This is a genomic window from Actinacidiphila epipremni (genome assembly GCF_012034175.1).
GTDB classification, from domain to species: domain Bacteria; phylum Actinomycetota; class Actinomycetes; order Streptomycetales; family Streptomycetaceae; genus Actinacidiphila; species Actinacidiphila epipremni.
Genome location: NZ_JAATEJ010000013.1, coordinates 149,214 through 170,699, shown reverse-complemented (window position 1 = coordinate 170,699; position 21,486 = coordinate 149,214). Strand labels below are relative to the sequence as shown.

12 protein-coding genes are annotated in these 21,486 nt (G+C 73.9%); 6 read left to right on the top strand and 6 right to left on the bottom strand.

All coding sequences use genetic code 11. From position 1 onward, the window contains the following. Positions 1 to 28: 28 nt before the first annotated feature. The 6 genes from HCN08_RS17885 to HCN08_RS17860 form a co-directional block, all read right to left on the bottom strand. The gene (locus HCN08_RS17885; protein WP_167984111.1) at positions 29 to 3,961 is read right to left on the bottom strand and encodes a discoidin domain-containing protein; all 3,933 of its coding nucleotides are present in this window, start codon (positions 3,959 to 3,961) and stop codon (positions 29 to 31) included. Between the two features lie 238 nt (positions 3,962 to 4,199). Further along, on the bottom strand, positions 4,200 to 7,295 hold the full coding sequence (locus HCN08_RS17880) for an alpha-mannosidase (RefSeq protein ID WP_167984110.1): 3,096 nt from the start codon (positions 7,293 to 7,295) through the stop codon (positions 4,200 to 4,202). Between the two features lie 99 nt (positions 7,296 to 7,394). Next, a complete protein-coding gene (locus HCN08_RS17875; RefSeq protein WP_167984109.1) occupies positions 7,395 to 8,231 on the bottom strand; it encodes an NAD-dependent epimerase/dehydratase family protein in 837 nt (278 codons plus the stop codon). After that, on the bottom strand, positions 8,231 to 9,121 hold the full coding sequence (locus HCN08_RS17870) for a carbohydrate ABC transporter permease (RefSeq protein WP_167984108.1): 891 nt from the start codon (positions 9,119 to 9,121) through the stop codon (positions 8,231 to 8,233). Before HCN08_RS17870 ends, HCN08_RS17875 begins: the two co-directional genes overlap by 1 nt. After that, a complete protein-coding gene (locus HCN08_RS17865; protein WP_322974516.1) occupies positions 9,118 to 10,125 on the bottom strand; it encodes a carbohydrate ABC transporter permease in 1,008 nt (335 codons plus the stop codon). The genes HCN08_RS17870 and HCN08_RS17865 overlap by 4 nt, the downstream gene beginning before the upstream one ends. Beyond that, a complete protein-coding gene (locus HCN08_RS17860; protein ID WP_167984107.1) occupies positions 10,122 to 11,468 on the bottom strand; it encodes an ABC transporter substrate-binding protein in 1,347 nt (448 codons plus the stop codon). The genes HCN08_RS17865 and HCN08_RS17860 overlap by 4 nt, the downstream gene beginning before the upstream one ends. A 224-nt stretch (positions 11,469 to 11,692) precedes the next feature. Between HCN08_RS17860 and HCN08_RS36600 the strand changes: the two genes are divergently transcribed. The 6 genes from HCN08_RS36600 to HCN08_RS17830 all read left to right on the top strand — a co-directional run bounded on the left by HCN08_RS36600 (position 11,693) and on the right by HCN08_RS17830 (position 21,394). Beyond that, positions 11,693 to 12,475 (top strand): IclR family transcriptional regulator, encoded by a 783-nt coding sequence (locus tag HCN08_RS36600; protein WP_322974515.1) that lies wholly within the window; start codon positions 11,693 to 11,695, stop codon positions 12,473 to 12,475. Between the two features lie 129 nt (positions 12,476 to 12,604). Beyond that, entirely contained in the window at positions 12,605 to 13,891 is a 1,287-nt protein-coding gene (locus HCN08_RS17850) for an enolase C-terminal domain-like protein (RefSeq protein WP_167984105.1), read from the top strand. Further along, positions 13,888 to 14,541 (top strand): ThuA domain-containing protein, encoded by a 654-nt coding sequence (locus HCN08_RS17845; protein ID WP_167984104.1) that lies wholly within the window; start codon positions 13,888 to 13,890, stop codon positions 14,539 to 14,541. Before HCN08_RS17850 ends, HCN08_RS17845 begins: the two co-directional genes overlap by 4 nt. Continuing rightward, the gene (locus tag HCN08_RS17840; RefSeq protein ID WP_167984103.1) at positions 14,526 to 15,602 is read left to right on the top strand and encodes a Gfo/Idh/MocA family protein; all 1,077 of its coding nucleotides are present in this window, start codon (positions 14,526 to 14,528) and stop codon (positions 15,600 to 15,602) included. Before HCN08_RS17845 ends, HCN08_RS17840 begins: the two co-directional genes overlap by 16 nt. A 253-nt stretch (positions 15,603 to 15,855) precedes the next feature. Then, positions 15,856 to 19,008, top strand: a complete 3,153-nt coding sequence (locus tag HCN08_RS17835) for an alpha-mannosidase (RefSeq protein WP_167984102.1) — start codon at positions 15,856 to 15,858, stop codon at positions 19,006 to 19,008. Next, complete coding sequence (locus tag HCN08_RS17830; protein WP_322974514.1) at positions 19,001 to 21,394, top strand: ROK family protein; 2,394 nt, start codon at positions 19,001 to 19,003, stop codon at positions 21,392 to 21,394. The genes HCN08_RS17835 and HCN08_RS17830 overlap by 8 nt, the downstream gene beginning before the upstream one ends. Positions 21,395 to 21,486: the final 92 nt, after the last annotated feature.

The window sequence follows — 21,486 nt, the reverse complement described above, 5'->3', positions numbered from 1 at the left end:
CCGGCGGACCACCCGGGCCTACGTCACCTCAGCCCGCGAGCGGGCCGAACTCCGCGACCACCGTACGGTCACCCGTCACCGGCACGCTCAGCGAGGCGCCGTCCGCAGGGACCTGCGTGCCGTCCAGCAGCCAGCCGAGCAGCCGGTAGCCGCGGGCCGGCACCGCGGTGGCGGTCACCGTGTCGCCCTTCTCGTAGCGGCCCGGCTCGGTGGCGTTGCCGGTCAGCCGCACCGTGCCGCCGGCGGCCGGCGACGCGCTCGCCGCGACCGCCTGCTGCACGACGTTGATGACCATGATGTTGTCGAGCCTGGCCGGCCCGGTGTACGTCGTGCCGTTGTAGCGCAGCACGTCGACCGCCCGTACGGTCGCGGACGGGCCGGCCTTGACGGTGTAGCCGCCGTCGCCGAGGTTGTCCGTGCCGAGGTTGAAGGCGTGCACGTCACCGGAGTCCACGACCAGGCCGTTGTGCATGCCGTAGCCGAAGACGTCCAGGACGGTCAGGCCGCGGGCGCCCGCGACATGCACCAGGTCGGTGTTCTTGCGCGTGACGCCGTCGATGGTCTGCGGGAAGAGGTTGCTTCCCAGGCCCCAGCCCGGCAGGTCGAAGCCGGTGCGGTTGACGGCGTTGCCGTTGCTGAGCACCCCGTCGACCGAACCGCCGTGGTTGGCGCCGACGTTGATGCCCCGGTGCAGGAACACTCCGCCCACCTTGTGCACGACGAAGCCGTCGGCCCGCGGCGAGCCGAGGTCGATGCCGTTCCAGGTGTTGGTCATCGTCACGTTCACGACATACGTGCCCTTGCCCGCGCCGCGGACGGCGTACGGGTAGGGGACGTAGCCGTCGGCCGGGTTGTTGCCCGGGTGGAAGACCCGCAGGCCGCGTACGCCCGACCGGTCGCCGGCCAGGGTGACCAGCGCGGTGGCGGTGTCCGGGCTCGCGGTGTCCCGGCCCTCGTAGGCGAACAGCACGGTGCCGCCGCTGTCGCCGCCCTCGTCGCGGTTGGGCGAGGCGGCGGCGCCGCGCAGCTCCACGCCGGCCGGGACGGTGACATGGCCGCCGAGGCGGTACCAGCCCGCGGGCAGGTAGACGGTGCCGCCGCCCTCCCGGCCGGCCCGGTCCAGCAGCTTCTGCAACGGCGCCGTCGCGTCGGCCGCCGGCTGGTAACCCACGCCGTGCGGCACCGAGTTGGCGACGTACAGCGCCTGCCGCCTCGGCGCCGGGTCGGCGGTGGCGGCCGGGGACGCCGGGACGGTGCCGGGCATCCGCACCACCGTGCCGGACGTGGGGCCGCTCAGCGCGGTGCCGGTGACCTTCACGTATCCCGAGGCGTTGTTGCGGATCGAGGCGGTGCTGCCCTGCAAGGTGCCGCCGGCGAAGGACATGCCCCAGCGGCTGTCGACGTCGTCCACCTGGAGCGCGACATCGGTGCGGACCACCGAGGTGTCCAGGAACGCGCCGACGAAGGTGGCCCGTTGGCCCTTCACCGTCTGGATGCCGATGTGGAAGTCCGCCAGCGAGATGCGCGAGAACTGGTCCCATTCCAGGTCACCGAGCACCATGCCGGTGGCGTTCGCGCGCGTCCAGCCGTCCAGCGCCGCCCGCTTGGGCGGGTGGTAGGCCGAAGGAGCCTTCGCCCAATAGGAGTTGGAGAAGGTGACCCCGCTCCAGGTGCCCACGTCCGAGCCGTTGTAGGCGGTCACGCCGGCCTGGAGCACCGTGCCCTTGACGTCGTCGACCGTCGCCGACTCGTGCACCTGCCCCTGCACCGCGGGCCGTCCGCGGTCGTCGGGCTTGGTGGAGATGCCGATGCCCTGGTACGAGTTGAGCATCGTGACGTGCGCGACCGTCCCCATCATGAAGTTGGCGTCGCTCTGCCACGCCGAACCGGGGATCTCGAAGGTGTAGTTGTACGGCACCGGGTGCGTGGCGCTCTGCCGCGGGTAGTAGGTGGTCACGCCCTGCACCGAGGCGCTGCCGCCGATCCGGAAGAGCACCGGCCCGTCCGCGCCGGCCGGCAGGTCCGCGCTGATCACCGTGCCGTAGCCGCCCGAGCCGTGGTCCGGGTCGCGCCGGTCGCCGCGCAGCGAGCAGAAGGCCGGCACCTCCACGGTGGTGGTGACGCGGTAGGTGCCCGCGCCCAGCCACACCGTGCCGCCGCCGGCGTCCTGGCAGGCGTAGAGGGCCGCCTGCACGGCCGCGGTGGCGTCCTTGCGGCCGGTGGCGTCGGCGCCGAAGCTGCGTACGTCGAAGTCCGCGACCACCGGGTCGGGGGAGGGGTAGCGGGTGTGGACGAGCACCGGCTTGGGCGTCGCCGCCGGCCGCAGCCGCACCTCCAGCTGGTTCAGGCCCACCTTCGTGGCGCCCGGCGCGTAACCGGTGATCACCAGCCGTACGTAGCGGGCGGTGGTCGCCGGGAAGGCGGTGTTCGTGGCGGAGCCCGAGCCGGTGGCGCCGCTGCGGCCGGCGTCGCGGAAGTGCGTACCGTCGGAGGAGACCCGCACGGTGTAGTCCCAGGCGAAGTCGCCCTGCCAGATCGTCCGCACCTGGTCAAAGCGCTTGGCGGCGCCCAGGTCCACCGTGAAGGTCTCGCCCTTGCCGGCGTCGCCGCTGGTCCAGGCGGTGCCGCCGTCGCCGTCGATGGCCGCGGCGGGCGAGGAGCCGGCCGCGCTGCTGGAGGCGGTGGCGGTGCCCAGGTGCGCCAGGTCGGTGTCGACGGCCTGCGCGCGGAAGGCGTCGAGTGCGGCCTGGAGCGCGTGGAAGGCGGTACGCGCCTGCTCGTCGGTGACGCCCGTGCCGTCCGCCACCGCGCGGGCGGAGTCGGCGGCCTGCTTCAGCGCCTCCTTGGCGCCGGCCGGGTACTGCCCGTCGCGGGTGCCCTCGCGGGCGGCGGAGTAGGCGAGGTCGGCCTGGGCGACGAGCTGCTTCAGGCCCGTCGTCGGGTCGAGCGCCTTGGGCAGCGCGGTCACGATCACCCGGGCGACCTTGAGCTCGGTCTTGGTGTCGCCGGTGGTGATGCGGAAGTCCGAGCCGTTGGAGCGGTTGGTGAGGATCGCGTCGTCCAGCAGGAAGGTGTGGGTCTTCCACGTCCCCGAGTCGCCGTAGGTGAACTGCGGCGACTTCTTGAACATCTGCGGGATGGTGTCGCCCGGGGAGTCGTATTCCAGCTGGATCTTGCCGTTGCCCTGGTCGTAGTAGTCGATGCTGACGGCGACCGGGTCGGTGGTGTCGTAGACGACGGTGTCGTCGGCGTTCATGTAGAAGAAGCCGGTCTCGGCGCCCGGGTTGCTCTGGTCGGTCTGCCAGTAGCCGCGGCCGTCGACCACGCCGGTGACCAGGTGGGAGTCGTTGTCGCCGGCGCGCGGCGCGATGCCGTGCTCGTCGACGGTGGCGCCGAGGTCCACCGAGAGCCCGGCGGCGACCCGTACGGCGGCGACCGTGACGTCGGCGGGGGAGCCGCCGTCGGTGCCGGCGATCCGCAGCTCGCGGCCGGCGGAGAAGTCGGCGGGGACGGTGAATGCCTCGGTGGTGAAGGCGCCGGAGTCGCCGAGCGCGACCTCACCGAGCTGCTGGCCGCCGCCGCGGCTCAGCGTCAGCTCGCCGCTGCCGCTGTCGAGGTAGGTGACGGCGACGGTGAGCTGACCGGCCGTCACCGAGTCGGTGTAGTCCTGGTCGAGGTCGAACGCCAGGTAGCCGGCGCCGCCGGCGACATCGGTACGCCAGTAGGGCGTGCCGTCCTGCGTGCCGGTCCGCAGCGCGCCGGGGTCGTCCCCGGCGGTCGCGGTCAGGCCCAGCGTGAAGGGCGTGGGGCCGAGGTCGGCGCCGACCCCCAGCGGATAGAGCGTGGGCGCGGCGGCCGACGCCGGCAGCGAGGCCGGCAGCAGCAGCGCCACCGCGGCGAGCAGCAGCAGCGCGGGGGCGCGCAGCAGCGCCCGCAAGCGGAAACGTCGTCTGGGTGGCACGGGGACAACCTCCGAAGGTCGCGACGAGGTGTGCGGGTCAGGGGTCGTGCGGGTCGTGCAGGCCGTGCGGGTCGTGCAGGCCGTGCGGCGGTGCGCTCTCGTGCGGGTGGTGCGTTCTCGTGCGGGTGTGCAGGTCGTACGGCCCGGGTCGTACGCGTCGTGCTGCCGCCCCGCCGCGCGGGCGGGGCGGCGGGCCGCGCCGCCCCCCTCGGACGGCGCGGTCGCCGCGGGCGCGGGGTCAGGCCCTGCGCAGCCGGAGCGTGCGGATCTGGAAGGGCCGCAGCTCCAGCGGGTAGCCGCCGTCGGGCGCGGGGTCGATCCGGTCCACCGGGTTCTCCAGCAGATCGGTCACCTCCGCGCCGGCCACGGCGAAGTCGGCGCGCAGCGTGCCGCGGGCGGTGCCGCCGCGCGACTCGTACAGCCGCACCACGACGTCGCCGCCGCGGTCGTCGGCGAGCTTGACCGTCTCCACGGTGATGTCCGGGTTGTCGACGGTCAGCAGCGCGGGCCCGCCCGCCGGGGCCGCGCCCGCGGGCCGCAGCGGCAGGTTGACGGCGTAGCCCGCGGTGATCGCGTCCCCGACGCCCGCGCCGACCACCAGCGCGTAGCCGAAGGTGTGCCGGCCGCGGTCGGCCTGCGGGTCGGGGCTGTGCGGGGAGCGCAGCAGCGACAGCCGCACCGTGGTGGTGGAGCCGCCGTCCTCGCGGGTGTGCCGGGAGACGTCATGGCCGTAGGTGGAGTCGTTGACGACCGCCGCGCCCCAGCCGTGCTCGCCCACCTGCACCCAGCGGTGCGCCCACAGCTCGAAACGGGCCGCGTCCCAGCTGGTGTTCTCGTGCGTGGGGCGCCGCACATGCCCGAACTGGATCTCCGCGGCCTCGGTCTCGGCGTGCACATCGACCGGCCAGGCGGCCTTGAGCAGCGTGTCGCGCTCCTGCCAGTCGATGTCGGTCCTGACGGTGATCCGGTCGCTGCCCGCGGTCAGCTCCAGGTGCTGCACCGACCGGGAGGCGCCGAAGGCCCGTTCGACCCGTACGGAGGCCAGCAGCGGCCCGGACTCGATCAGTTCCACCGACTCCGCCTCGGTGAGGTCCTTCACCGTGTCGCGGTAGTAGCCGTCGATGTTCCAGGCGCTCCACAAGTTCGGGTCGTCCGGGTGCAGTTGGAGGAGGTTGCCGGCCGCGCCCGGCGCGATGGCCTCGCGCCCGGCCCGCAGGTCGTAGGCCGAGCGCACCAGGCCCTGCGCGTCGATCCGGACCCGCAGCACCCCGTTGTCCAGGGTGATCGTGCCGTCGCCGGCCACCTGCGCGGCCACCGCCGGCAGCCCCGACGGGTCCACCGCCCGCCCGGTGCCGAGCGCGGGCGCCTCGACCAGCACCGCCCGCCGCCCGTCGGACAGCTCCTGCCCGCCCTCGGCCCCCGACCCGGCCGGCAGCACCGCGACCTCGCGCCGCGCGTACGGCCCGGCGTTGAAGAAGGCCAGCCCCGCGCCGCCGGCGAGCGCCGCCCCGATGACCCCGGCCAGCTCCGCCTGGAGCTCACCGTGCACCTTCTCGGCCTCCTGGTGCACCCATGCGATCGATGAGCCGGGCAGGATGTCGTGGAACTGGTGCAGCAGCACCCGCTGCCAGATCGACTCCAACTGCTCGTACGGGTAGGGCGCCCCGGTGCGCACCGCCGCGGCCACCGACCACAGCTCGGCCTCCCGCAGCAGCGCCTCCGCGCGCCGGTTGCCGTGCTTGGTGCGGGCCTGGCTGGTGTACGTGCCGCGGTGGTTCTCCAGGTACAGCTCGCCCCGCCACACCGGCAGCCGCTCGTACTCGGCGCGGGCCGCGGCGAAGAACTCCGCCGGGCCGCCCACCTCGACCCGGGTGGAGCCCTCCAGGTCGCGCAGCCGGCGGGCCTTCTCCAGCATCTCCCGGGTGGGCCCGCCGCCGCCGTCGCCGAAGCCGAACGGGGCGAGCGACCGGGTGGCGGCGCCCTTGTCGGCGAAGTTCCGCTCGGCGTGGGCGAGTTCGGCGCCGGTCAGGCTGGCGTTGTAGGTGTCGACGGGCGGGAAGTGGGTGAAGATGCGGGTGCCGTCGATGCCCTCCCAGTGGAAGGTGTGGTGCGGCAGCCGGTTGGTCTCGTTCCACGACAGCTTCTGCGTCAGGAACCACTTCGCCCCGGCGAGCGTGGCCAGTTGCGGGTAGGCGGCGGTGTAGCCGAAGGAGTCCGGCAGCCACACGCCCTCCTGCTCGATGCCGAACTCCGCGGCGAAGAAGCGCCGTCCGAAGACCAGTTGCCGGGCCAGCGCCTCACCGCCGGGCAGATTGCCGTCGGCCTCGACCCACATCCCGCCCACCGGCGCCCAGTTGCCCTCGGTCACCGCCTTCTTGATCCGCTCGAAGATCTCCGGGCGGCGCTCCTTCATCCACGCGTACTGCTGCGCCGAGGAGCAGGCGAAGACCAGCTCCGGGTACTCCTCGGCGAGCGTGGTCATATTCGTGAAGGTGCGGGCGCACTTGCGGACGGTCTCCCGGATCGGCCACAGCCACGCCGAGTCGATGTGCGCGTGGCCGACCGCGGTCACGGTGTGGGCCGAGGCGTAGGCGGGCCGGGACAGCACGTCGGCGAGCCGGTCGCGGGCGGCCTGCGCGGTGCCGCCGACGTCGGACACGTCCACGGCGTCGATCGCGTGCGCCAGGGCGCGCAGGATCTCGTGCCGCCGCGAGCTGCCGGCCGGCAGCTCCCGCATCAGCTCGTCGAGCACCTCCATGTCGTGCAGCAGATGCCACACGGTGTTGTCGCGCACCGCCAGATGCGCCTCGCGCAGCCGGTAGAGGTGCTCGGTGCCGGCGGTCTCCTTCGAGCCGAACCGGGTGCCGACCGACTTGGCGCCCTCGATCATGGGGTTGGCGGCCAGCTCCACCAGCAGCTCCACCGCCTCGCCGCCCGCGGCCGGTTCGGCGATCAGCACGCTGCGGTGGTGCGGGTGCAGTCCCTGGACCGGTGAGCCGGCGGCGTCGTGCACAAACCCCTCGGCCTGCCCGCCGGGCCCCTTCGCCGGATCGAAGCCCAGGTCGAAGACCGCCTCGACGCGCTGCCCCGCCCACTCCCGTGGGACGCGCCCGCCGGCCTTCAGCCAGCTGGTCGACCAGGGGCCGCCCCAGGTGTCGCCGAGCGCGACGGGCTCGTACGCGGCGGCGAGGGCGTCGGCCACCGGGACGGGTTCGCCGGGGACGTGCCAGGCGGCCAGGTCCAGGTCCACCGGGTCGCGGTAGAGGGCCGGTCTGACCACGTGGGACAGGAACTTGGTGATCCGCTCTTCGACGATGTGCCGGTCGTCATGCACGCGTGTGCTCTTTCTGCCGGGGGTCTGGCGGGGGTCTGCCGGGAGGTCTGGCGGGGGTTTGTCAGGGGTCTGCCGGGGATCTCTGAATGGCAAGGGGGTTCAGCGGCGCCAGGTGCGCTGGGGGACGAACCCCAGCAGATCGGCGCACGCCGTGGTGTCGAACAGGCTGCCGTGCCCGGTCACCGAGGCCGGGACGGGCACGCCGGGATGGTGCTCGGCCATCAGCTGCGCGGACGGCACCGCGGAGGTGGTGTCGGCGGCGGTGACGTTGACGACGTGACAGCCGCGTATGTCACCCTCGACCGCGAGCCGCACCGCGCGGGCCGCGTCCCGGGTGTCCAGCCAGCCCCACAGGTCGTGCCGCTGGGCGGCGGGGTCGGCGGCGCAGGCGGCGAGGAAGTGGTCGAGCCGGTCGCCGGTGCCGGTGAAGGGGAAGCGCATGCAGACCGCGTTCAGCCCGTAGCGCCGGTGCGCGGTCGCCGCGATCTGCTCCAGCACCACCTTGGACAGCCCGTACGGGTCCCGCACCACGACCGGGTGCCGCTCGTCCAGCGGCACGTACGCCGGCGAGACCGGCACCGGCGACCACGCCAGGCCCACCGCCGCCATGCTGGAGGCGGCCACGACCCTGCGTACGCCGGTGCGGCCGGCCTGGTCGAACACCCGGTGCGCGGACAGGCAGTTGGCGGCGAACATCGCGCCGGCGTCGTCGACGTTGGGGTGCGGGATCGCCCCCAGGTGCACGACCGCCTGCACGCCGTCCATGGCCTCGGCGACCAGGCCGGCGTCCCGGAGGTCGCCGGTGCGGACGGCCGCCGCGCGCGGCTCGTCGGCCGGCAGCAGGTCGGTGAGCACCACCTCGTGGCCGGCGTCCAGCAGTTCGTCCGTGACATGTCCGCCGATGTGCCCCGCGGCGCCGGTCACCAGGACGCGCATCAGCCCTTCACCGCCCCGACCAGGCCGTTGACGAAGTAGCGCTGGAGGGACAGGAAGAGCAGCACCACCGGGATGACGACGATGAGCGCGCCGGCCATCAGGTTGTTGTAGTGCGGCACGTTCTCCGAGGCGAGGGACTGCAGGCCCAGCGGCAGCGTGTAGGTGCTCTCGTCGTTGAGCGACACACGGGTGAGCAGGTACTCGTTCCAGGTGGGGATCGCGGTGATCAGCGCGACGGTGATCAGCGCGGGCCGGGTCAGCGGCAGGTAGATGCGGGTGAAGATGTGGAACTCGTTGGCCCCGTCCACCCGCGCCGACTCGCGCAGCTCCTTGGGCACGGCGGCGAAGGCACCGGTCATCAGCAGCACCGACAGCGGCGCGCCGCCGTTGACGAACGGCAGCACCAGGCCGATGTGGGTGCCGAGGATGCCCATCTTGTTCTCCAGCAGCACGATCGGCAGCATCACCGTCACGCCGGGCACGAACAGCAGCGCCACGAAGAGCTTCTGCAGCGCCCCGCGGCCGGGGAAGTCCAGCACCGCGAAGGCGTAGCCGGCGGCGGCGTAGACCACCAGCGTCAGCACCACGGTGAGCAGGGTGACTTCGAGGCTGTTGACGAAGTAGCGGAAGAAGTGCAGCTGGTTCCAGGTGTGGGCGAGCGTGGCGAAGGTCGGGTGGTGCGGGATGAGATGGCCGCCGCGCACCACCTCGATCTGGTCCTTGAAGGCCGCCGAGACCATCCACAGGAAGGGGTAGATGCTGATCACGCCGTAGAGGGCGAGCAGCAGGCCGACCAGGACGCGTGCGCTGACCCTGCGGGCCCGGGCCGCGCCGGCGCCGCCGGTGCCCAGGACGCGGCCGGGGCGGGAGGCGAGGGGAATCGTTGTCATGTTTTGCTCCGCATGACTCGCAGGTTGATCAGCGCGATGACCAGCGCGGCGGCGAACAGCAGCCAGCCCAGCGCGCTGGCCAGGCCCAGCGTCGGCGCGAGGTCCTTGAGGAAGGCCAGCCGGTAGGCTTCGAGGCCCAGCACATTGGTGTGGTCGCCGGGGCCGCCGTTGGTCATCACCAGGAAGGTCTGGAAGCCCTGGAGGGAGTCGCGCAGGTTCAGCAGCACCACGATCGAGGTGATGGGCCGCACCAGCGGCCAGACCACCGAGACGTTGGTGCGCCACCAGCCGGCGCCGTCGAGCTGCGAGGCCTCCAGCACACTGCGGTCGATGCCCTGCAGGCCCGTCAGGTACAGCAGCATCGCGACCGGCACGGCGCCCCACACGGTGACCACGATCATCGTCGGCAGCGCCGTGTGCGGGTTGCCGAGCCAGCCCTGCGGCTGGCTGAGCGAGCCCAGGCCCAGGCTGCCGAGCACGGTGTTGACGGCGCCGTCGGGCTGCAGGATGTACTGCCAGGCGAAGAAGACCGCGATGCCGCTGGTGACGTAGGGCACGAAGTAGACCGAGCGCAGCACGCCCTGCATCCGCTTGGCGGAGTTGAGCAGCACCGCGAGCGGGAAGGACACCAGGACGGTCAGCAGCGGCACGGCGATCATCACGTACAGGGTGTGCATCGCCGCGTGGTGCAGCCGGGGCGCGTAGGCCGGGTTCTGCCAGAGCAGGTCCTTGTAGTTCTGCAGGCCCACCCAGTCCCAGTGCGGCGCGAAGCCGTTCCACTGCGCGAAGCTCAGCAGGAAGCCGTAGCCGACCGTGTAGAGGCCCATGACCGCGAAGAGGATCACGGCCGGGGCGACGAAGAGGTAACCGGAGACGGCCTCGTACGTGCGGTGGCGGCGGATGCGCCGGCCGCCGCCGGGGCCGGCCGCACCGGCCGGCCGGGGAGTGGCCCCCCGGCCGGCGGCGGCCGTCTCCGTCAGCGCGGGACGGGGTACGGTGCTCACTTGTTCGCCGTCGCCCAGAAGTTGTTGTTGAGCTTGGCCAGGGCCTTGCCGGTGGCCTCGGGGCTCTTCTGCTTCAGCGGGGTGAGGTCGGCGAGGATCTCCGCCATGGAGTCCTGGTCGTAGCCGGGCGGCCGGAAGTCGTTGACGTTCGGGTCGTAGGTGTTCTCCGGGGTGCCCTCGAACGCCTTGGTCATGTCGGCGAGCGTCGCGCCCATCACCGAGGCGGCGTCGGCGCCGAGTTCGGTGGAGGGCACCTCGGTGGCGTCCTTGGCGAACTTCGAGGCGACATCGGGCTGAGCCAGGAACTTCATCCACTTCAGCGCGTTGTCGGGGTGCGCGCTGGTGGAGCTGACGGTCAGGCCCGTGAGGGCCAGCGGGGCGAGCGCGGGCTTGGGCACGGCGCCGCCCTGCGGGCCGGGGAAGCCGAAGGCCATGACGTCGTCGGGGTTCATGCCGTTCTGCTGCAGGAAGGCCAGCGTGAAGGTGCCGCCGATGTCCCACGCGGACTTGCCCTGCGCGAACGCCTGGTCGGCCGCGTCGATGTCGAGGGTCTGGGTGCCGGGCATCCAGTACGGCTGCATCTGCGCGTATGCGGCGAGCACCTTCTGGCCGTCGGGCGAGGAGAAGTCGGCCGAGGCGTCCTGGCCCCACAGCGCCTGGTACTTGTCCTTGCCGAGCTCGGCGAAGGCCAGCGGCTGGAGCGCCCAGGTCAGGCCGGTCGCCTTGACCTTCAGGCCGAGCGAGACGCCGCCGTTCTTGGGGTCCTTGGCGGTGGTCGCCTTCAGGTCCGCGAGCCACTCCTCGTAGCTGGCCGGGGGCTGGGTGATGCCCGCCGCGGCCAGCGCCTTCTTGTTGCCCATGACGATGCCGAAGGTGCCCGAGGTCAGCGGCACGCTGAAGCGCTGGCCCTGCTTGACGCCGTGCGACTTGGAGTCCGAGGGGATGGACTCCTTGTAGTGCGCGGGGGTCACCGTGCCGGAGGTCTGGACGCCCTTCTGGTAGAGCCCGCTCCAGTCGCTGCCGACGTCCTGGGAGATGTCCTTGGCGATGCCGGTCGCGCCCAGCGCGAAGTCCTCGCCGTCGGAGTGCACTTCGAGGACGTCGGGCAGGTCGTGGGTCTTGGCCGCGGCCTGCACCTTGGTGGTGTAGGCGTCGTCGGGGCCGTAGGCCTGCACGTCCACGGAGATGCCGGTCTGCTTCTTGAACTCGGCCGCCGCGTTCTTCAGCGCCGCCACGTGCGACTGCTTGAAGGTCCACATGGTGAGCGACTTTGCGTCCCCGCCGCCGCCGGAGGAGCCGCCGCCGCATGCGGCGAGCGGGCTCAGCGAGAGAACCGCCGCCACGGCTCCTGCGGCGAGTCTGGTTTTCGGGGTAAAACGTGCGAATGGTGTGCGCATGGGCCCCTACCTAGGCTTTGGTCGTTCAGAAGGCCGAATGACGTTGGAGTACCTGAACTTAGGGTCGTGTTTGGTATAGCGTCAAGACGCGCGCTGCGGTGAGATGGGCCGTGAAGGGCGCAGCGCGGCCGTGAGGCGTCGGCGCGGGGAGCGGAGGATCAGTGGAATCGGTGGCAGAAGCGGCGCGCGGACGGAAGCCCGAAGAGGTCAAGTCCGCGGCGCGGGTCCTGGAGGTGCTCGAACTGCTCGGCGTGCAGGGCGCCCGGCTCTCGCTCGCGGAGATGGCCGCGGCGATGGCGGTGCCCAAGAGCAGCCTGCACGCGATCCTGCGGACGATGGAGGCCCGCCGGTGGGTCGACCTCGACGCCTCGGGCACGCGGTACGGCATCGGCCTGAAGGCGCTGCTGACCGGCACCGCCTACCTGGAGGGCGACGACGTCACGAGCCTGGCCGGGCCGGTGCTCGACTCGCTCGCGGAGGAGACCGGCGAGGCGGTGCACCTGGGCAGGCTGGATGGCACGCACGTCGTCTACCTGGCGAAACGCGAGTCCCGGCATGCCCTCCGGATGTATTCGGCGGTCGGCCGCCGGCTGCCGGCGCACGCCACGGGACTGGGCAAGGCGGTGCTCTCGCAGTTCGATCCGGCCGAGGTGCAGCGCCGGCTGGACTGGCCGCTGGAGCGGCTGACCCCGAGTACCGTGACCGACCCCGACGCCTTCCTCGCCCAGCTCGCCGAGACCCGGCTGCGCGGCTGGGCGGTCGACGACGGCGAGAACTCGGTGGACATCCGCTGTGTCGCGGTCGCGCTCGGCGGCGGCCAGGGCATGGACGCGATCAGCTGCTCGGCGCCCAAGAGCCGGATGGACGACGCCCGGCTGGAGGAGGTCGCCCAGGCCGTCACCGAGGCCGCCCACAACCTGAGCACCCTCATCAAGCGCCTCGGGCAGCACTGACCCCGGCCCCGATCGACCCTCCGCGCTCCGGCCGGTCCTGGTTTGTCCACGTCATTGACAAACTCGGACCGGCCTCCTTACGTTCGGGTGGCAGTACGTCATTCTGCTACCTGTACGTGGGAGTCCCGTATGGCATTGCCTGATGCCGGTCCCGCGCCCCTCGCCCCCGCACCCTGGGTCGAGGACCGCGGCGCCACAGTACGCATCACGGCCGTTCGCACGTTCCTGACGGCCCCGCACGGCTGTCCCCACCTCATCGTCCGGATCGAGACCTCCGACCCGGGACTGTACGGCCTCGGCTGCGCGAGCGACCCCCAGCGTACGCTCGCCGTCCGCTCGGTCCTGGACGACTACGTCGCCCCGCTGCTGGTCGGCCGCGACCCCGACGACATCGACGACATCCACCGGCTGCTGCTCAACAGCGCCTACTGGCGCGGCGGTTCGGTGACCGGCAACGCGCTCGGCGGCGTGGACGTCGCGCTGTGGGACCTGAAGGCCAAGCGCCTCGGGGCCCCGCTGCACTCGCTGTTCGGCGGCCGGGTCCGCGCCTTCGCCGAGGCGTACACCCACGTCGACGGCCACGACGCCGCCGAGATCGCCGACAAGGTGCTCGCCGCCCGCGCGCACGGCTACCGGCACGTCCGCATCCAGGCCGCCGTGCCCGGCGCCGACACCTACGGCACCGCCGGCGGCGGCACCACCGACCAGGACGCGGTACGCGCCCGGCGGGTGCCCTGGGACAGCGCCGGCTACCTGCGGCACGTCCCGCCGGTGCTGCGCAAGGTCCGCGAGCTCGTCGGCGACGACGTCGAGCTGCTGCACGACGTGCACGAGCGCCTCGACCCGCGCCAGGCCCGGGAGTTCCTGCGCCGCGTCGAGGACGCCGCGCTCTACTTCGTCGAGGACCTGCTCGCGCCCGAGGACGCCGGGCACTTCAGGCGGCTGCACGACGTCTCGCCCGTCCCGCTCGCCGTCGGCGAGCTCTTCCACGACCCGGCGCAGTTCACCGCGCTGCTGGCCCGGCCCGACATCGACTTCGCCCGGATCAGGGTGCCCACCCTCGGCGGCCTGACCCCGGCCCGCAAGATCGCCGCGATGTGCGAGCTGCGCGGAGTGCGGCTGGCCCCGCACGGCCCGGCCGACGTCAGCCCGGTCGCGCAGGCCGCGACCTTGGCCATGGACGTCTCCAGCCACGCCTTCGGGGTGCAGGAGGCCGCCGTCTTCAAGCCGGCCGTGCACGAGGTCTACCCCGGTACCGTCGTCGCGGAGGGCGGGGGCCTGCGCCCGAACGACGCGCCGGGCCACGGCGTCGACTTCGACGAGGCCGCCGCCGCCAAGTACCCCGTCCCCGAACCCCTGGCCCACGACCGCTGGGCTCTGCTGCGCAACACCGATGGGAGCGTGCAACGCCCGTGACCGATCCGATACGGAAGGCCCTCGTCGTCCGAGGCGGCTGGGAGGGGCACGCGCCGGTGGAGATCACCGGCCTGTTCCTGCCGTACCTGAAGGACCAGGGCTTCACCGTCGAGGTCTCCGACTCGCTCGACGTCTACACCGACGAAGTCCTGCTCGCCGGCACCGACCTGATCGTCCAGTGCTGGACGATGGGCGCGATCACCCCCGAGCAGAGCCGCGGCCTGACCGCCGCGGTCCGGGCCGGCACCGGCTTCGCCGGCTGGCACGGCGGGGTCCTGGACGCCTTCCGCGGCGACCTGGACTACACGCAGCTGACGGGCGGCCAGTTCCTGATGCACCCGCCCGGCTTCGTCGACTACACCGTCGACATCGTCCCCGGCGGGCACCGGATCACCGAGGGCATCGGCGCCTTCGCCGTCCACACCGAGCACTACTGGATGGCGACCGACCCCGCCAACGAGGTGCTGGCCACCTCGGTCTTCCCGGCCGGCGGCGACCGCGCGCACGACGTCGTCATGCCGCAGGTGTGGACCAGGGCGCACGGTGCCGGGCGGGTCTTCGTCTCCGCGCTCGGCCACAAGGCCGACGACTTCGACGTGCGCGAGGTGCGGGCGATCACCGAGAGGGGACTGCTGTGGGCGAGCCGTTGAGGATCGGCATGGTCGGTGCCGGCAAGATCAGCGGCCAGTACCTGGACACCCTCGCGCGGCTGGAGTCCCTGCGGCTGACCGCCGTCACCGACCTCGCCCCCGGCCGCGCCAAGGAGGCCGCCGAGAGGTCCGGCGCCGAGGTCGCCGGCAGCGTCGCGGAGCTGGTCGCCCGCGACGACGTGGACGCCGTGCTCAACCTGACCGTCCCGGCCGTGCACGCCGAGGTCGCGCTCGCCGCGATCGGCGCGGGCAAGCACGTCTACGGCGAGAAGCCGCTCGCCGCGACCCGCGCGGAGGCCACCGCCATCCTGGCCGCCGCGCGCACCGCGGGCGTACGGGTCGGCAGCGCGCCCGACACCGTGCTCGGCACCGGCACCCAGACCGCCCGCAAGGCCGTCGACGACGGGCTCATCGGCCGGCCGGTCGCCGCCACCGCCTTCATGACCACCGCGGGACACGAGGCATGGCACCCGGACCCGGAGTTCTACTACCGGCCGGGCGGCGGGCCGCTGCTGGACATGGGCCCGTACTACCTGTCGGCGCTGGTGCACCTGCTCGGCCCGGTCGTACGGGTCACCGGGGCCGCGAGCACCCCGCGCGCCGAGCGGGTCATCGGCAGCGGGCCGCGCGCCGGGCAGCACTTCCCGGTCGAGGTCGACACCCACGTCACGGGCGTGCTGGAGCACGCGGGCGGGGCGCTGTCCACCCTCGTCATGAGCTTCGACATCCACGCCGCCCACCTGCCGCGCATCGAGGTCCACGGCACCGCGGGCTCGCTCGGCGTGCCCGACCCGAACGGCTTCGTGGGCCCGGTGGAGCTGTTCACCGGCGGCGCGTGGCAGGAGCTGCCGGTCTCGGCCGGGCACCGGGACGCCGGGCGCGGCACCGGGCTCGCCGACCTCGCCGCCGCGGTCGCCGAGGGCCGGCCGCACCTGGCGTCGGCCGAACTGGCCGAGCACGTCCTGGACGTGATGCTCACCCTGCTGGACGCCGCGCACGAAGGCCGGGCACTGCCGGTGGCCACCACGTGCGAGCGGCCGGCGCCGGTGCCGCTCACGTAAAGCGCGCACACCCGGAAAAACGGGAGGCGGCGGAAAGACCGGTCATGGGGGCCGGACTTTCCGCCGCCTCTTTTCTGCCCGAGATGTCATGCGACTTATCGTCCGAAGAATGCCCGGCTCGGCCGTTAATTCCGCTGACAATAGCGTCCTCGCAGGTCACGACCAGCGGATAAGCCGACAGTGCCATAAGCGTTGACTTGATAACACACATGGTTTTACATAGCGGTCACAGGCTGGACAAGGAGGGCTGCTCATGCACGACCGGACGACTTCCGGGGAAGAGCGGACCGCTGCCTTCCTCGCGGAAAGGCTGCGCCCCGCGCTCTATCCGCAGCGGCTGCCGATGGACGTCGGCGCATGGCACATCGCGGGCGAACCGGTGCCCGCCGAGGTGGCGCTGCGCGCCGACTACACGCCCTTCACCGTCGGCGAGCCCTGGGGCCGGCCCTGGGCGACCAGTTGGTTCGACGTCCGCGCCACCGTGCCCGAGCGGTGGGCCGGCCGCCGCGTCGAGGCGCTCATCGACCTCGGCGCCCGGGACGCCTGCGGTTACCCGGCCGGCGGCGGTCACCCGGCCGGCGGCCGGCCCGAGGCCCTCGTCCACGACGCCCACGGCATCCCCCTCCAGGGCCTGCACCCGCACCTCGACGCCGTCCTGCTGCACCCCTCCGCGACCGGCGGCGAGAGCGTACGGCTGCTGGTCGAGGCCGCCGCCAACCCGCTCATCGAGGGCGGCAGCGGCGCCGGCACCCGCTACGGCGACCCCGCGACCGCCGGCGACACCCCGCTGTTCCGGCTGCGCCGCGCCGACCTCGCGATACGCGACGAGGACGTCTGGCAGCTCATCCACGACGTCGAGACACTGCTCGGCCTGATGCGCGCGCTGCCCGACGGCACCCCGCGCCGGCACGAGATCCGGCTCGGCCTGGAGCGGGCCGTCGCCGCCGTCGACCCGCGCGCGGTCGGCCGCACCGCCGCCCGGGCCCGTACCGTCCTCGCCCCGCTGCTCGCCCGCCGCGCCCACGACTCCGCCCACCACCTCGACGCCGTCGGGCACGCCCACATCGACTCCGCGTGGCTGTGGCCGGCCCGCGAGACCGTCCGCAAGTGCGCCCGCACCTTCAGCACCATGGCCGCGCTCGCCGAGGAATACCCCGAGCTGATCGTCGCCGCCTCCGCCGCCCAGCACTACGCCTGGACCAAGGAGCACCACCCGCATGTCTTCGAGCGGATACGCAAGGCCGTCGCCCACGGCACCTGGGCCCCGGTCGGCGGCATGTGGGTCGAGGCCGACGCGGAACTGCCCGGCGGCGAGGCGCTGGTGCGGCAGTTCGTCTACGGGCGGCGGTTCTTCCGCGACGAGCTGGGCGTCGAGGCGGACGGCGTGTGGCTGCCCGACGCGTCCGGCGCCTGCGCCGCCTTCCCGCAGATCGCCGCGCTCGCCGGCGCCCGGTGGCTCCTCAGCCGCCGCCCCGACCCCGGCACCGGCCCGGGCCACCACACCTTCTGGTGGGAGGGCATCGACGGCACCCGGCTGTTCACCCACCTCGCCCCCGGCGGCCCCGAGGGCAGCGAGCTCACCGCCGGCGACATCACCGCCACCGTCGCCGGCTTCGCCGAGAAGGGCGCCGCCACCCGCTCCCTGCTGCCCTTCGGCCGCGCCGACGGCGGCCCCGACCGCGCCATGCTGGAACGCGCCCGCCGGCTCGCCGACCTCGACGGCGCCCCCCGCGTCGCCCCGCGCCAGCCCGCCCACTTCTTCCGCGACGCCGAAGCCGAGTACGGCGCCGCCGCCCCGGTCTGGCGCGGCGAGATCGACCTCACCCCGCACACCGGCGCCTACACCAGCCAGGCCCGCACCAAGCGCGGCAACCGGCGCAGCGAGGCGCTGCTGCACGAGGCCGAGCTGTGGTCGGCCACCGCCGCCGTCCGGCACGGCGCCAGCTATCCGTACCAGGAGCTGGAGCGGCTGTGGAAGAAGGTGCTGCTCCAGCAGTGCCACGACATCCTGCCCGGCACCTCCATCGCCTGGGTGCACGAGGAGGCCGAGCAGACGCACCGCGACGTCCAGCGGCGCCTGGACCGGCTGATCCGCCGCGCGGCCGGCGACCCCGAGGGCGGCACCGTGCTCAACTGCGCCCCGCACGCCCGCCGCGAGGTCGTCGTGCTGCCCGCGCCCGAAGCCGGCGCGGGCCCCCGCTACGGCACCGCGCAGCCGCTGCCCGACGGCATGCTCGCCGTCATGGCGCAGGCGCCCGCCCTCGGCGCCGGCCCCGCCGGACTGCCGCTGGACGGCACCGCCGCGGTCACCGTCGGCCCCGCGGACGGCGGCGGGCACGTCCTGGACAACGGCCTGCTGCGGGTCCGTATCGACGCCGCCGGCCTGGTCCGCTCCGCGGTCGACCTCGCCACCGGCCGCGACGCCATCGCCCCCGGCGCGGCCGGCAACCTCCTCCAGCTGCACCGCGACGAACCGCCCGGATGGAGCGCGCTGCAGCTCGACCCCGACTACCGCACCACCTGCCGGGACCTCGACACCGCCGACCGGGTCGAGGTGCGCGCGGCCGGACCGCTGCTCGCCGCGGTCCGGGTGACCCGCGGCACCGGCCGCTCCTGCGTCGTGCAGGACCTGGTGCTCACCGCCGGCAGCTGGGCGCTCGCCGTCACGACCGAGGTCGACTGGCGCGAGCAGGACACCGTGCTCAAGGCCGCCTGGCCGCTGGACGTGCACGCCGACACCAGCCGGGCCGAGGTGCAGTTCGGGCATGTCACCCGGCCCACCCACGACAACACCCCCGCGGACGCCGCCCACCAGGAGGCCGCCGCCCACCGCTGGCTGCACGTCGGCGAGCACGGCTTCGGCGTCGCGCTGGCCTGCGACGCCGGCTACGGATACGACGTCACCCGGCACACCCGCGCCGACGGCGGCACCACCACCGTCGTCCGCAGCACCCTGCTGCGCGCCCCGCACAGCCCCGACCCGCACGCCGACCGCGGCGCCCAGCACTTCCGGCACACCCTGCGCCCCGGCGCGGACGTCGGCGACGCCGTCGCCGAGGGGTACGCGCTCGCCCTGCCGCTGCGGCCCGGCCCCGGCCCCGGACCGGACACGTCGGCGCCGCTGGTCGCGGTGGACCACCCGGACGTGCTGGTGGAGACGGTGAAGCTCGCCGACGACCGCAGCGGCGACATCGTGGTCAGGCTGTACGAATCACGCGGCGGACGGGCCCGCGCCACCCTCACGGCCGGCTTCCCCGTCTCCGCCGCGCACGAGACCGACCTGCTGGAGTCCCCGCTGACCGCCCGTACGTACGCCGCCGACGGCGTCCCGCTGACCCTGCGCCCCTTCCAGATCCTCACCCTGCGGCTCACCCCGGCCGCCGCGCCGGGGGTGGCCCGTGGCTGACGCGCAGCCGGCGGCGGCCCCGGCGCCCGTACCCCAGCCCATGGCGCGGCCCCTGCCCCCCGCCCCGGACGCGGCGGACGGCGGGCGGGAGGTGCTGCGGGAGTGGGCTGCGGAGGGCGGGCCGCTCGCGGTACGGGCCCGGGTGGTGCTGCTCGCCGAGGACGGCGTGCGGGACGCCGAGATCGCCCGGCGGCTCGGCATATCCCGGCAGACGGTGGGCACATGGCGGCACCGCTGGCAGAGCGCGGGGCTGCCCGGCCTGGAGCAGCGCCCGCGCACCGGCCGGCCGGCGACCGTCGACGAGGCCGAGGTCGTCACCCGCGCCCTGCTCGCCCCCGGCGGCAGCGGCGCCGGCCGGGCCATCGCCCGCGAACTGGGCCTGTCCCACGCCACGGTGGCCGCGATCCGGCGCCGCTGGCGGCTCACCGCCGACGCGGGCCCCGGCCCCCACGTGCCGACCGTGCCGCCGCTGCCCGGCCCCGACGTGTGGGTGCTGGGCCTGTACGCGGACGCCGCCCGCGCGGTGCTGCTGGCCGGCACCCGGCCCCGCCCGGTGGCCGGCCCCGGGCCGGCCGCGACGGTCATCGGCGAGGACGTGCTCACCGGGCTGGGCAACGCCCTGGAGGAGCGGCGCCCCGCCGGACGGCCCGAGCCGCACCCGCACGCCGGGGCGTCCCCCGCCGCCCCGGGCACCTCCGCGGCCCGGCAGCTCACGGCCGGCAAGACGTCGGACCGACAGCTCACGGCCGGCGGGGTGTCGGACCGACAGCTCGCGCCCGACGGGGCGTTGGCGGCCTTCCTCGCGGCAGCCGCCGAGCACCACCCGGACATCAGGCTGCACGCCGTGACGCTGTGGGACGAGTCCGCCCCCGAGCAGCGGCTGCCGCCGCCCGAGGGGCCGGGCCCGAGCCGGCACCTGCTGCCGGCCCGCTGCTCCTGGCGCGGCTTCCTGCGCGCGATGGTCGCGCTGGACAGCACCAGCCACCCCGAGTCCTCCCGCCGGGTCTACCTCGACCTGATCGCCGCGCTCCAGCAGGCCGAGGGGCCGGTCGGCTGGCTGCGCGAGTCCGTCGCCGGGCACCTGCGCGGCCCCCGTACCGCCGCCGCGGCGGCCCCGGACGGCCCCGCCGCCGGCGGAGCGCTGCCGCGTACCGCGTCCTCCAGCGGCGTCAACCAGATCGACCTCGGCTCCTTCAACGAGTGCGTCGTCATCGAGGCGGTACGGCTGTCCGGCACCATCACCCGCGGCGAGATCGCCCACCGCACCGGCCTGACCCAGCAGTCGGTGTCCCGGATCGCCCGCTCGCTGCTGGACCGCGGCATCCTCGTCGAGGACGCGCAGCGCCGGGCGACCTCGGGCAAGCCGCGCACCCCGGTGCGGCTGTGCGGCAGCGCGGCGCACGCGCTGGGCCTGCACATCGACCCCGAGGTGATCACGGCCGTGGTCATCGACCTGGACGGCGCGATCGTGTGCACCTGCACCCGGCCGGTGAGCGCCGGCACCGAGCCGGGCGAGTTCGTCGCCCAGGTGGTGGCGCTGGGCCGGGAGGCGCTGGAGAAGGCGCGCGGCGCGGTGCGCGAGGACGGCTTCCTCGGCATCGGCGTCGCGGTGCCCGGCCCGGTGGACATCGCCTCCGGCACGGTGCTGGACCCGCCGCTGATGTCGGCGTGGAAGGACCTGCCGCTGCTCTACCTGCTCCAGGACCACTTCCCCTGCCCCGTCATCATCGAGAAGGACTCGCTGGCCGCGGCGGCGGGGGAGCGCTGGATCGGCCGCGACCGCCGGGCGCGCGACTTCGCCTACCTCTACCTCGGTACGGGCGTGGGCTCGGGCCTCTACCTCAACGGCGACCTCTACCGCGGGGTGAGCGCCAACGCCGGGGAGTTCGGCCAGCTGTGCGCGGTCGCGCTCGGCCGGGTCGGGCCGGACGGCAAGCCCGAGCTGCTGCCGGAGTGCAACCCGCCGGCCTCGGTGCCGGCCGCCGCCGCCCGGCTCGGCCTGCGGGCGGCGGGGATCGGCGCGGGCGCGGGCGGCAGCACGGCCGCCTACCGGGCGGTGGGCCGCGCGGCGGCGGCCGGCGACCCGGCGGCGACGGCGGCGCTGCGCGAGGTCGCGGGCGCGATCGGCCGCGGCGCGCTGGGGCTGGTCGACCTGCTGGACATCGACCTGATCGTGCTGGGCGGCCCGTTCTTCACCGACGACACCGCGTCCTTCTACCTGGCGGAGATCGGCCGGATCGTCAACGACTTCCCGCAGGCCCGCCGGCTGCGGCAGGTCGAGGTGGAGCCGTCGGTGCTGAGCGCCGAGGCGGCGGCGGTCGGCGCCGCCTCGACCATCTTCCACGCCACCTTCACCCCGCGGCTGCGCGGCCGGGACCGGGCGTGAGACGCGGGCCGACCGGGCCCCCGCAAACCGCTGTCGCAACTTGCGTGATCACTTACGTCACTTCGCAGCAGAATTCATCGGGTAATTCCGAG

Coding starts and splice junctions, on each gene's coding strand:
- HCN08_RS17875 (WP_167984109.1), bottom strand. CDS start 8,231: ATGCGCGTCCTGGTGACCGGCGCCGCGGGGCACATCGGCGGACATGTC.
- HCN08_RS17835 (WP_167984102.1), top strand. CDS start 15,856: ATGCACGACCGGACGACTTCCGGGGAAGAGCGGACCGCTGCCTTCCTC.
- HCN08_RS17850 (WP_167984105.1), top strand. CDS start 12,605: ATGGCATTGCCTGATGCCGGTCCCGCGCCCCTCGCCCCCGCACCCTGG.
- HCN08_RS17870 (WP_167984108.1), bottom strand. CDS start 9,121: ATGACAACGATTCCCCTCGCCTCCCGCCCCGGCCGCGTCCTGGGCACC.